Annotated in this window: 12 protein-coding genes; 3 read left to right on the top strand and 9 right to left on the bottom strand. The window is 40.8% G+C overall.

Features of this window, described 5'->3' with window-relative positions; all coding sequences use genetic code 11:
* Window positions 1-11 precede the first annotated feature (11 nt).
* Window positions 12-239 (top strand): hypothetical protein, encoded by a 228-nt coding sequence (locus ACNQGS_RS01820; RefSeq protein ID WP_491485853.1) that lies wholly within the window; start codon window positions 12-14, stop codon window positions 237-239.
* 131 nt (window positions 240-370) lie between these two features.
* Here ACNQGS_RS01820 and ACNQGS_RS01815 read toward each other — a convergent pair whose 3' ends face one another.
* From ACNQGS_RS01815 to ACNQGS_RS01790, 6 genes are all read right to left on the bottom strand, one after another.
* Window positions 371-1,321: a ribose-phosphate diphosphokinase gene (locus ACNQGS_RS01815; RefSeq protein ID WP_491485852.1), complete on the bottom strand. Its 951-nt coding sequence runs from the start codon at window positions 1,319-1,321 to the stop codon at window positions 371-373.
* Window positions 1,322-1,427: 106 nt separating this feature from the next.
* On the bottom strand, window positions 1,428-1,634 hold the full coding sequence (locus ACNQGS_RS01810; RefSeq protein ID WP_491485851.1) for a hypothetical protein: 207 nt from the start codon (window positions 1,632-1,634) through the stop codon (window positions 1,428-1,430).
* A gap of 104 nt (window positions 1,635-1,738) precedes the next feature.
* Window positions 1,739-2,098 (bottom strand): hypothetical protein, encoded by a 360-nt coding sequence (locus tag ACNQGS_RS01805; protein WP_491485850.1) that lies wholly within the window; start codon window positions 2,096-2,098, stop codon window positions 1,739-1,741.
* A gap of 127 nt (window positions 2,099-2,225) precedes the next feature.
* Window positions 2,226-3,608 (bottom strand): short-chain fatty acid transporter, encoded by a 1,383-nt coding sequence (locus ACNQGS_RS01800; RefSeq protein ID WP_491485849.1) that lies wholly within the window; start codon window positions 3,606-3,608, stop codon window positions 2,226-2,228.
* Complete coding sequence (locus ACNQGS_RS01795) at window positions 3,605-5,173, bottom strand: AMP-binding protein (protein ID WP_491485848.1); 1,569 nt, start codon at window positions 5,171-5,173, stop codon at window positions 3,605-3,607. The genes ACNQGS_RS01800 and ACNQGS_RS01795 overlap by 4 nt, the downstream gene beginning before the upstream one ends.
* Before the next feature lie 178 nt (window positions 5,174-5,351).
* Entirely contained in the window at window positions 5,352-6,800 is a 1,449-nt protein-coding gene (locus ACNQGS_RS01790) for a sigma-54 interaction domain-containing protein (protein ID WP_491485847.1), read from the bottom strand.
* A gap of 141 nt (window positions 6,801-6,941) precedes the next feature.
* On the opposite strand from ACNQGS_RS01790, the gene ACNQGS_RS01785 reads away from it, so the two are divergent.
* On the top strand, window positions 6,942-7,769 hold the full coding sequence (locus ACNQGS_RS01785; protein ID WP_491485846.1) for a GNAT family N-acetyltransferase: 828 nt from the start codon (window positions 6,942-6,944) through the stop codon (window positions 7,767-7,769).
* A gap of 47 nt (window positions 7,770-7,816) precedes the next feature.
* On the opposite strand, the gene ACNQGS_RS01780 is transcribed toward ACNQGS_RS01785, so the two are convergent.
* Complete coding sequence (locus ACNQGS_RS01780; RefSeq protein WP_491485845.1) at window positions 7,817-8,626, bottom strand: RQC-minor-1 family DNA-binding protein; 810 nt, start codon at window positions 8,624-8,626, stop codon at window positions 7,817-7,819.
* A gap of 146 nt (window positions 8,627-8,772) precedes the next feature.
* Here ACNQGS_RS01780 and ACNQGS_RS01775 point away from each other — a divergent pair, with 146 nt between their 5' ends.
* Window positions 8,773-9,204: a PH domain-containing protein gene (locus ACNQGS_RS01775; protein ID WP_491485844.1), complete on the top strand. Its 432-nt coding sequence runs from the start codon at window positions 8,773-8,775 to the stop codon at window positions 9,202-9,204.
* 583 nt (window positions 9,205-9,787) lie between these two features.
* Here the strand turns inward: ACNQGS_RS01775 and ACNQGS_RS01770 are convergent.
* Together ACNQGS_RS01770 and ACNQGS_RS01765 are read right to left on the bottom strand one after the other, a co-directional pair.
* Window positions 9,788-10,681 carry an NAD(P)-dependent oxidoreductase gene (locus tag ACNQGS_RS01770; protein WP_491485843.1) on the bottom strand — a complete coding sequence of 298 codons (894 nt, stop codon included), beginning with the start codon at window positions 10,679-10,681 and terminating at the stop codon, window positions 9,788-9,790.
* A 2-nt stretch (window positions 10,682-10,683) separates the two neighbouring features.
* Window positions 10,684-11,457, bottom strand: a complete 774-nt coding sequence (locus ACNQGS_RS01765; protein WP_491485842.1) for a hydroxypyruvate isomerase family protein — start codon at window positions 11,455-11,457, stop codon at window positions 10,684-10,686.
* Between the last annotated feature and the right edge of the window lie 105 nt (window positions 11,458-11,562).

The raw sequence follows: 11,562 nt of genomic DNA, 5'->3' as shown, positions 1-11,562 counted from the left end.
GGGGTGAAATTATGAAATGGGGTCTGGTGATAACCAGTTTATTCATTGCCATCTCCATGTTTCTTTTTCAATGGCCAAAACTAAAAAAGCATCAAAAGAAAGAAAAAGCTGCATTTCTATCACTAACCTTCCTTGGATTGTTTCTATCTGTTTTACTTATTTTTTTCCCAGAAATGCCAGGCCCCACTCAAATGATTGACTGGATTTACAAGCCATTAGGAAGGTGGATCGAAAAATAGGCTTTACGACAGTTGGTGGAGGTTATGCGATAGTGGGCACCTATTATCCGACAGTAAGCCATTTTTTACTACCCCAAAAATGAACAATCCACCCTAGCACTGGGCCACGGGTGGATTTTTTTGGTAAAAGGTTATTCAAATAATGGGCTGACCGCCTTTTTGTTGTGAACCCGATCGATAGCTTCAACTAGCAATGGAGCGACGGATAATATTGTCATTTTACCGCTTCTCTTTTCTTCAGGAATGGAAATTGTATTTGTTACCACCAATTCTTTAATCGAGGATGATTCGATTCTGCTGACAGCCGGGCCAGAAAGCAGCGGGTGTGTGCAGCAGGCATAGACAGCCTTTGCCCCTTTTTCCATCATGGCATTAGCTCCGGTTGTAATGGTCCCAGCTGTATCAATGAGATCATCCACAATAATTGCATTCTTTCCTTGAATGTTACCAATAATGTTCATAATATCAGATGTATCGTGCTCAGGGCGGCGCCGGTCAATCAGGGCAATCGGGGCATTTAACAGGCTGGCCATTTTTCTTGCTCTGACCACCCCGCCATTATGCGGTGCAACCACAACAATATCTTCTAATCCTTTTTCTTCAAAATACTTAGAAAGAATCGGAATCCCGGTTAAATGCTCTACAGGTATATCAAAAAAACCTTGAACCTGCGGGGAATGGAAATCCATCGTAATAATCCTGCTGGCACCCGCTGAAACCAAAAGATTCGCGACGAGTTTTGCTGTAATCGGTTCCCGCGATCTTGCTTTCCTGTCTTGGCGGGCATAGCTGTAATATGGCACAACAATGTTAATCACTTTTGCAGAAGCTCGTTTCAAGGCATCAATCATGATAAGAAGCTCCATAATATGTACATTCGTTGGATGTGAAGTAGATTGGACTAAGAAGACTTCACTTCCGCGAACACTTTCTTCTATGCTAATTTGAATTTCACCATCGCTAAATTGCTTCACGGAGCTACGGCCTAACGTGCAGCCTAAAAGTTCAGCCATTTCTTCTGCCAGCTTGCGGTTTGAATTTAAGGTAAACATTTTGAAGTCTTTATTTAATTGATAAGGCACCTTGTTTCCTCCAAAAATACTTTTTCTATTATTATAACATTCAATTGGGACAAGGATAAAATTTTGTCTAAAAATAAAAAAGCATCCTCGAAGGATGCGCCCAATGTTATTTTTCAATTACCTCCACAGAGGAAATCCGTGTAGGATTGATGACAATTTTCTCGTCTCTGTCTAAATATACGAGCGTGTTATGCAAGGTTCTGTCACCATTTGCTGAATCAGTATAAAAAGTTCGAGTGAAGTCTTTTAATGAATAATCCTTTTCGCTAATGACATATTCTTTCCCAGAATCCATGACGACTTTAATTTTCATTTTCCCCACTCCTAACTTAGGTTGTTACTATACAGTATTCGATGTTGGAGGGTGAAAATCCTTTTGAAAAGCCATTCAATTTTTGAAATTATTAAGAACAACTGTTAACAACGTTTCTTTTTGCTGAATGATAAGGCGAGATTTTTTAGCGTATAGAGTCTTCCCGAAAAAATAAATAAATCATCGTAGTTATTTTTTACATACTCTTCTATAATGTCGTGCCCTTCTTGAAACCGGTTCACTAAATAATGGGTGTATTTTCCATCCCAGGAAAATCGATTAATCCTAATAAGTTCATCTGCGATGATTTGATACTGAAACTCCTCCATGATTAGTTTCATTTGATATACCTTATCCACATTTACATAAACACTATTTTTTATTGCGTGGGTCTTATGGACAAATTTAATAAAGTTATTTATATTTTCAGCGAGCATGATCGCTTTTTGCATTTCGAATTGCATGTTTCCATCACCCCTGAAAACATAATGTTTTCCTAGGAAAAGTGTATGTTTAGAACTTTTATTATATTACAAAACGAAAAGTGCCAGGCACCTGTCAATGAATGATGCCCGGCACTTACTTTACTTTTTAAAAAATATACATACAAACTGAGATAATGATTCCCGTATAAACAAGTGTGATAACGGTGAAGCCCATGATGTCGCGGATTTTGAGGCCTGCGATAGCTAAAAGCGGGATGGCCCAGAATGGCTGAATCATGTTGGTCCAGGCATCGCCCCAAGCAACGGCCATGACCACTTTTGCCGGTTCTACCCCCATTTCAAGAGCAGCCGGTATAATCATTGGTGCCTGAACGGCCCATTGGCCGCCTCCAGATGGAATAAACATGTTCAGCAGTCCCGCCGCCCAAAATGTGAATAACGGCAATGTATTGCTTGTAGAAATATCCGTGAATAAATCGGAAATCCATAACGCCAACCCTGAAGCACCCATCATCCCCATGATTCCAGCATAGAACGGATATTGCAAGGCAAATTGGCCGACGCTGCCGGACGCCTTTAATATCCCTTTTCCAAGATCGCGGACGTTTCCATATAATAATAGAGCAAACGTTAAGAAGATGAGGTTGACCGTATTTAAATCCAGTGAGAAGCCATTTTTCACAAAGTGATTGATTAAGTAAGATAATCCTAGAAGCCCTCCGAAAACGGTGATAAGTCTGCTTTTTTCTAATTTATCATTGAGATAATTGGTATCAGAATCTTTAGTGTCCACTTCAATTTTGTCTTCCAACAGTTTTTGATCAATAATAAAGCGGTCTTCTTTTCTTTTTGGATGGACTAGTTTCATGATGAATGGCAAAGTGAAGAAGGTGATGATGACGATGGCCAAATTTAAAGGTGAAAAAAGCGTCTCAGATGTTGGAATGATGCCAATTTTATCTTGAAAAACATGATCTTTTGTCGCTACGAACAAAGCCGGTGAGGAAGAAAGGCCGCCCTCCCAGATGACAAATCCTGAATATCCAGCGGCAACTAGGACTCGGTAATCCACATCCCGTACCTTTTTCGCCACTAGCTTCGCGATAATGCCGGCGACCACAAGTCCAAATGCCCAGCTGATTAGTGAGGCAAAAAGCGACGTAAAGGTCACTAGTAAAATAGCAGAAGTTGGTGTTTTACAAATTCCGGCGATTGATTCAAGTGTTTTAGAAACTGGTTTTGTTAAAGCTAAAGCGTAACTCATGATGAATGTTGTGATGATTTGCGCGGTAAAGGTTAACAGTCCCCAAAAGCCGTCTCCCCAATAAATGGCCATGTCCACAGGTGACTTATCTGTGATGAACATTCCTCCAAGAAACGTGATCACCGTAAGCAAAACAGCAAAAACGAAGGCATCCGGCAGCCATCTTTCTGCAATCTTAGCAAAGAAAAGTCCAACCTTTGCTACAATATTATTTTGGTTATTTAACGAAGACTTTGGCGATTCATTTTGCAGGTTTGGTTTCATTTTATTTCCTCCCTTTTACCAATATAATTTTTTAATAGATGCTTTTGAATTTTCCCAACCGAGGTTCTCGGAAACTCTGAAAGAATCTGAACGGATTCAGGAACCTTAAATTTGGCCAGTTTATTTTTACAGTAATCAATTAATTCCTGCGCGGAAGTTTCATAGTCGTCCTTCAAAATAACAAAGGCGTGAATGGCTTCATCTCTCATTTCATCTGGAACACCTATGACAGCGCTTTCAAACACAGCCTGATGTTGATTCAAAACAGACTCCACTTCGCTGGCTGCGATATTTTCTCCGGCCCGTTTAATCATATCCTTCTTCCGGTCAACAAAATAGAAAAAATCCGTATCCGGGTCCTTACGGGCCATGTCTCCTGTATAAAGCCAGCCATCCTGCAATGTCTCGTTTGTGGCTGTCTCATTGTTAAAATACCCCTTCATAATCGTTCTGCCTGGAATTCCGGAAACAACAATTTGCCCTTCTTCACCGTCCCCTACTTCACAGCCATTTTCATCTACCAGTTTGACGTTATAGGCAATATTCGGACGGCCGATACTTAAATTATCACGTACGCCATTTATTGGATTGATCAGCGGCGTTCCGACGGTTTCGGTCATGCCATACAACTGGCATAATGGAACCTGATACCTTTCCTCAAAGGTTCGCAGCTGTTCACTCGTAACTGATTGGGCAAAAACAATTAAACGCAGGTTATTATTGGCATCTTCCGAATCATATTCTTTCTTCAAAATCATTTTGATTGGTGCGGCAAACAAGGAGCCGACCGTGGCCTCGAGACGTTTCGCCTGCTTAAAATACCTGGAAGCACTGAAGGCTTCTGTTATCGCAATACTTGCGCCTACCGTGAGGGCTGGCATCGACAAATAATACTGACCGTTTCCATGGAAAATCGGCAGTACAATCATCACTCGGTCTTCAGGAGTTAACCTTAACGACCTCGACATGATTTCTCCGACAAACACATAGTTGGCGTGAGTGATTAGAACCCCTTTTGGCTTGGATGTCGTCCCTGATGTATACAATATCGCAGCAAGATCATCACTTGAGAGCTTAGGAAACGCCTTCATTGGTTCGTGCTGCATGATAACTTCATCAAGACTTACCCCATACTCTTGGCTGCCCTTGCTTCTTGATAAAATCAAACCATTTAATTGAGTTTGGAAACTAGTAAACTTCTCTACATATTCATCCTCGGTAATGACAAGCCTTGTTTCCGAATGTTCCAATAGGTAGGCAATTTCATCTACTGTGGAAAGAATATTAGTTGGCACCATAACTGCGCCAATGGATGTAATGGCGAACCAGGAAATCATAAAGTCCATGCTGTTAGGCAGGTGCAGCAGGACTTTATCACCTTTTCTAATACCATAAGCATGTAAAGCAGATGCAAGCCTTCTGACCCGGCTGCTAAATTCTTCATATGTATGAGAAAGTGTCTGTTCATCTTTGTCTTCAAATACGATAAAGGTCTTTTTTGGAAAAAGAGCGGTCATTTCTTCTAAAAGCTTTGGAATCGTTCTATTTCCGATAATATCTGTCATGGGTTGTTCCCTCCTGCCAACCATCGTTTCATTTTTAATGAATTCCTCCCTATTTTTTTATAGTTCTACACGTTTATCTAATATGCAATTTCCATGCCAAAACCACAAAACATTGTCATGTTCACAAAATTGTTATTTTTATAGTCTAAAAGCACAATAAAATTGATTCTATTCAGAATCACTGATGAAGAACGTAATCGGTTTGCTGAAATCCAAGCCTCTGCATTTTTTTCACTAATGTTGATTGGCTGATACCGAGGGCCTTTGCCGCTTTCCTGGTGGATCGGTATTGAACCATCGCTTCCATGATCATCGTTCTTTCAAGGTCTTGGACAACTTCTTTTAATGTCTTTTCAGTTGTTAAGGATTGGGACAAATACTGATGATTGAAAGAAAAATGGCGGGTATCTATCATTTCTGATTCGACAGTTACCACAAGCCGTTCTATCAAATTCTGCATCTCGCGAATGTTCCCCGGCCAGGAATAGGTCTTCATTTGGGTAATAGCCGCATCCGACAATTGCTTATTCATGTTATATTTTTGGTTCAATTTCTTTAAAAAATAAAAAGCGAGGAGCGGGATGTCCTCTTTCCGTTCGCGTAAGGAAGGGATTTTAATAGGAACAACATTTAAGCGATAGTATAAATCTTGGCGAAACTCCCCTCTGACTACCATTGATTCCAGGTCTTTATTGGTAGCTGAGATAATCCGAATATCAATTTTCTTCGGTTGACCTCCGCCAATCCGTCTGACTTCTAATTCTTGAATGACCCTTAAAAGCTTGACCTGAAGATGGAGCGGCATTTCCCCAATTTCATCAAGGAAAATGGTGCCTTTGTCAGCCTGTTCAAATAGTCCTGCCCTGCCCCTGCTGTCAGCACCGGTAAAGGCTCCTTTTTCATAGCCAAATAACTCAGATTCAAGCAAATCCTTGGGAATGGCGGCACAATTCACTTTGATGAAAGGTTGATTGGCACGTGAGCTTAATTTTTGAATTAAATTAGCGATTATTTCCTTCCCGACCCCTGATTCCCCAAGCAGTAAAATCGTCGAATGAACCGGGGCAATTTTTTGCACTAAATCGATGACTTTTAACATTTTATCACTGTTGGCGATAATGCCTTGGTGTGAGATGATATGTTCCTTTTTTTGATAGAACTCTAATTCTTGCAAATATTGGTCCGCAAGCGCCTTGGTCTGTTTAAGTTCGATCTTTAATTGATTTAAAGAGGAGATGTCCCTTAGGTTAGTAACAACATACAAAATTTCCCCATTCTCATCAAAGATGGGGTTACCTGTAACCAAGAGTTCTTTCCCATTTACTTTTTGGACCATTGTGAGTCTTTCTTTTTTTTCTAAAACATGCATGGAGATGGAATCGGAAATGATGCCATTCTCTTTTAAATCGTTCATATGTTTTCCGATTAGCTGTTCTTTTGTGGCACCCGTGACTCTTGTATAAGCCTCGTTCATTTTAAAACCAAAACCGTTTTTATCGGTAATAAAAATTGGATCGTAGCTGGAGTCGATAAAATCTTCAAAAATCTTGGCCAATTTGGTGGTACGGTTTAATTCGTCAGTAAGTTTGTGTATTTGTTCTTGAAGATTTGTTCCCAAATTATTCATCTTTTTCCACCCCTTGTCAGTTTATTATAAATTATCTGATTACTTTTTTCATCACTTAATAGTGAAAACTTGTCCTTGAAGAAGGAATACTTCAATTTGAACAAGAATAAATATAGTGGATTATGAACTGAGGTGACAAAGATGTTAAAACAGGAACAATTAAAAGAAATTAAAGCTCTACAAGAGATTTGTGAAAAAGAAGGTGGTTTCCACCTAAAGCTTAATGATGATATGCTCGAAAACCGTAGCGCAGACCGGCAGGAAGATTTCTTTCGTTATGAAGACGGCAAGCTTGTTGGTTTTCTAGGAAGCTATGGGTTTGGAAATAAAGTGGAGCTTTGCGGGATGGTCCACCCCGATTACCGAAGAAGAGGGATTTTTTCGGAACTGCTGGAAATGGGGCTTATCGAGGCAAAGAAACACGGTGCGAGCACAATTTTATTAAATGCTCCAACAGACTCTCAATCAGCTAAGGAATTTTTAAAAATGATTCCGTGTACCTTTGCGGTGGCGGAGTATCAGATGAAATGGCAGCACACAGAATTAGTCGATGATCCTTCTGTTACGGTAAGACCCTCTTCTAGCAAAGAGGATTGGGAGGCTGAAATCCAGTTAGAAATTTCAGGCTTTGGGTTCAGTGAAAAAGAAGCGCGTGAATTTCAGCAGATCATCTCGGAAACTAGCAGTGAGGATAGGCTGATTATTGAGGCCGAAGGCAGGATAGCTGGAAAAATGCGTGTTTCTGAGTTGAATGGTGAAGCTTGGATTTACGGTTTCGCGATTTTCCCTGAACTGCGAGGAAAAGGGATAGGACGTCGTGCTTTATCAAGGGTCGTCAAAATGGAACATCAGAAAGGCTTGCCGATTTTTCTGGAAGTCGAAGCTAAGAACGCCCATGCGCTGGGGCTCTATGAATCTTGCGGATTTAGGAGTTATCATTCGCAGGATTATTATCTATACCAGAATTAGAATCAAGAAATGCCAGGATATGTTTAGGTATCCTGGCCGTTTTTTCGTTATTCAATAAATCTGGCCACGTCACCACCACATCTTTTACATTTTCCTTCCAAGGCGATTCCAGATGATGACTCCTTTACGGTATAATTTACGATTTGAACCACATCGCAGCAATCACTGCACCAAACATTTCGTTCCAGGTCTTTGCGAATTTTCACTGGAATAGAAAGCCACTTTTTATTAGCGGAAAAAGAAAGCACCTCTTCTTCACTTAGTGTTTCTTCTAACTTCTCTCCCCCTTTTTCCAAAACGTCGATTACCTCTTGAATTTTATCGCTGACTTTTTTGTATTCAATTGTTTTCCAAGCATCTAGAATTGTGATTAAACCCCGATTTTCAGTTGCAGCTATTTTATCTAGTAATAAAAGAATCATGGAGCGGTTCCGGTCTTTTAAGGTTTCAACAAATTCATAGGTTTGATTTTCCGCTGCTCCAATCAATTTTTCCAATAACTCGTCGGCATAGGTCTCCTGTTCAATTTCCCAGCCCTTATCAGTAAAGACGAGCATCGGGAGCCGATAATCATATTCAATGTTTAGATAGTCATGAAGAATCATCCAATCTATTTTTGCAAGAATGTCCTTTTGGGAAACCCCTTTAAATGCCCCGTACACAGGGCTGTAATCCAATTCCAGCTCAAGCACTTTTTTGTCCTTTGACCCGGCTAAAATTTTCGCAAGCAGAGCACGGCCTCCGCTCATGATTAAATCATCAGCTCCACGCAAAATGGTTTTTATCTCATCGTCTGGTAAAGACTTAATCCCGTTTGCGTCAAGCTCCACATTCACTCTGTTGATTTTTTTACCCATCGATCTCCCTCATCTACTATAACTTTTAGATTAATATATCATTATTGCCTTTGGACAGTATATTTAACAATTAAAGAACTTTAGGAAACCTTTTATAAAAGTTAATCGTATTAAATATAAAGAACCTTATATTGGTGGTGTTTTTTATGAAATATTCTTCAAAGAAGGATTGGTGGCTAACAATTATTGTTTTTGGGGGCATGATATTTGCAATTGGAAGCAGCGGAGTGGCGGTTTTTGAAGACACCCCAAATGTTGGAGAAATAATAGCTGCCCTCCTGATCCCGATTCTATTATCCATTTTTATAGTGTGGCTGTGGCTGACTACTTACTATGTTATTGATGATAAAAACTTAATTGTCAGGTATGGGCCGTTTAAGAAAATTATCCCTTTTTATTCAATAAAATCTGTCAGGAAAACGATGAATCCCTTATCTAGCCCGGCGTTGTCTTTAAAAAGACTTGAGATAACATACGGTCAATATGATACTGTTCTCATTTCACCTATGGACAGGGATGAGTTTATGGACGTACTCGCAAAACACTGTCCACATGCAAAGATAATTAGATCATTGTAAGTGCCAGATGGCCACTATAATGTGGTACCTGGCACTTTTTTTGACTGATATCATCGTTTCTAGGAACACTCAATAATATCGAGCGAGTACTATTTTTACCATTGGTGGGTTACTGGACACCTGTTCGGGCAAAATAGGTTTTCTATTTTTACCGTTCGTGGCTTCCCGGTTAATACACGGGTAAAATATGACCTCTATTTTTACCGTTCACAGGTTTCCAGGGCTCACTCGGGTAAAATAGGATCCCTTATTTTTACCGTTCGCGTGTTTACTGGCACCACGCGGGTAAAATAGAACCTCTATTTTTACCGTTCACAGGTTTCCAGGGCTCACGCGGGTAAAATGGGACCCCTATTTTTACCGTTCCCGAGTTTACTGGCACCACGCGGGTAAAATAGAACCTCTATTTTTACCGTTCACAGGTTTCTGGGGCTCACGCGGGTAAAATGGGACCCCTATTTTTACCGTTCCCGAGTTTACTGGCACCACGCGGGTAAAATAGAACCTCTATTTTTACCGTGAGCATCCCACCGGGTAAAATACTACCCAAACAATATCTGTTTTATTTACTACGTTCATTACACTAGCTGTTTTTCTTCACCACAACCCCGCATTGCTCCTCCAACGGCAGAATAACCGCCGACATATCCAAATCGCCTAAACCTTGCTCGGTTGACAAGCGATAGGCCTCCTCCGCCAATTGACCCGTAAATTCCCTCAACCCAGCCTCTTGCAAAAGCTGATTGGCCAAGCGGACATCTTTGTGAACATATTTCACGGCGCCGCCAGGTTCAAATTGGCGGTCGAAAACATACTCCTTCATATGTCTCCGCAAAATTCGGCTGTCCCCATAGCTCGTAGAGAGAATCTTGTAAAGCTGCTCTGGGGCAAGGCCAAATTTAGACCCGGTTACCATCACTTCAGAAACTGCCAAGGAATGAACCGCAACAAGATATTGATTCATGAGCTTGGCAATGCTGCCAGAGCCTGATTGACCGAGATGTTCAATTGTTCCCCCGACAACGCCTAATATCGGAAAAATTTTTTCAAACGCAGCCTGTTCGCCCCCCACCATTATCGTCAAAGATCCACTTTCCGCACCCTCTGGCCCGCCGCTTACCGGGCAGTCGAGATAACTCAATCCTTTTTCAATGGCGCGAGCGTGGATGGTCTTGCTCGTATCTGCACCGACAGAAGTAAAATCGATACAAATGGTACCAGGCCGGGCATTTTCAAGGATTCCGCCGTTTCCTTGATACACTTCTAGAACGTCCCCTGGCATTGATAAACATGTACAAATAACTTCACAGTTTTGAGCCAGCAACGAAATGGATTCTTCGTGAGTGGCGCCATGCTCCACCAGCGCTTTTACTTTTTCCTTTGTCCGGTTATAGACGCTTACTTGATACCCGTGATCCAAGAGCCTTTTTACCATCCTTGAACCCATTACTCCAATCCCAACAAATCCTATTTTCATGTTTATTTTCCTCCTCCCCTAAGCCATTCGAAGCTATCTTGGCTTTTCCCTAAAGGGGTATATTCCAGCCCAATATACCCTTCATATGTATCATGTAAATATTTAAGAATAGATTGATAATCCATTTTCCCTGTACCAGGCTGGTGCCGCCCCGGAACATCGGCAATTTGGATATGGTCCACAACATCAGCATATTGTTGAAATAGACCAAGCGGATTCCCATGGATTCTTTGCATATGGTAAAAATCAAATTGAAGCATCACATTCTGCAGCCTCAACGTATCGAGAATGTCCTTTGCCTGATGAATATCACTCAAAAAATAATCCGGCATATCGTTTTGGTTAATTGGTTCTATCAAAACCGTGAGGCCATGCTTCGCCATTTCCGTTCCGGCAAAGAAAAGGTTCTCAAGAAAGACTTCGGTAGCGATTTTCTTATCATCTTCGGAAACGATACCGGCCATACAGTGAATTCTCGGGACGTTCAAGGCTGTGGCATACTTTATTCCTTCCATAACTGAACTTCTAAATTCATCCACCCGATTAGGGTTAACCGCAAGACCACGGTCGCCCTTTGACCAATTACCTGGCGGCAAATTCAAGAGAACCATCGATAATTGATTTTGGACAAGTTCCAATTGAATCTCTTCTATCGAATATGTATAAGGAAATTGACACTCCACAAAGGAAAATCCACACTCCCGGGCTTTCTTAAACCGTTCCAAAAAAGGAACTTCAGTAAAAACAGTTGTAAGGTTAACAGCAAATTTGTTCATCTTAAACTCCATCAATAAAAATTTTTAGAAAAGCACTAAATAAAAGATTCGACTATAATTTTAGTTTTCCCTTGCATTTTTTCAAAAAATCGACAAATAAAATGC

It is taken from the genome of Neobacillus sp. PVCKKU3, from assembly GCF_058323225.1.
The sequence above is the reverse complement of the archived record's forward strand: the minus strand, read 5'-3'. Positions and strand labels throughout refer to the sequence as shown.

Coding starts and splice junctions, on each gene's coding strand:
- ACNQGS_RS01810 (WP_491485851.1), bottom strand. CDS start 1,634: ATGAAAATTAAAGTCGTCATGGATTCTGGGAAAGAATATGTCATTAGC.
- ACNQGS_RS01770 (WP_491485843.1), bottom strand. CDS start 10,681: ATGAAAATAGGATTTGTTGGGATTGGAGTAATGGGTTCAAGGATGGTA.
- ACNQGS_RS01775 (WP_491485844.1), top strand. CDS start 8,773: ATGAAATATTCTTCAAAGAAGGATTGGTGGCTAACAATTATTGTTTTT.
- ACNQGS_RS01780 (WP_491485845.1), bottom strand. CDS start 8,626: ATGGGTAAAAAAATCAACAGAGTGAATGTGGAGCTTGACGCAAACGGG.
- ACNQGS_RS01820 (WP_491485853.1), top strand. CDS start 12: ATGAAATGGGGTCTGGTGATAACCAGTTTATTCATTGCCATCTCCATG.
- ACNQGS_RS01805 (WP_491485850.1), bottom strand. CDS start 2,098: ATGCAATTCGAAATGCAAAAAGCGATCATGCTCGCTGAAAATATAAAT.
- ACNQGS_RS01795 (WP_491485848.1), bottom strand. CDS start 5,173: ATGACAGATATTATCGGAAATAGAACGATTCCAAAGCTTTTAGAAGAA.
- ACNQGS_RS01785 (WP_491485846.1), top strand. CDS start 6,942: ATGTTAAAACAGGAACAATTAAAAGAAATTAAAGCTCTACAAGAGATT.
- ACNQGS_RS01765 (WP_491485842.1), bottom strand. CDS start 11,457: ATGAACAAATTTGCTGTTAACCTTACAACTGTTTTTACTGAAGTTCCT.
- ACNQGS_RS01790 (WP_491485847.1), bottom strand. CDS start 6,800: ATGAATAATTTGGGAACAAATCTTCAAGAACAAATACACAAACTTACT.
- ACNQGS_RS01800 (WP_491485849.1), bottom strand. CDS start 3,608: ATGAAACCAAACCTGCAAAATGAATCGCCAAAGTCTTCGTTAAATAAC.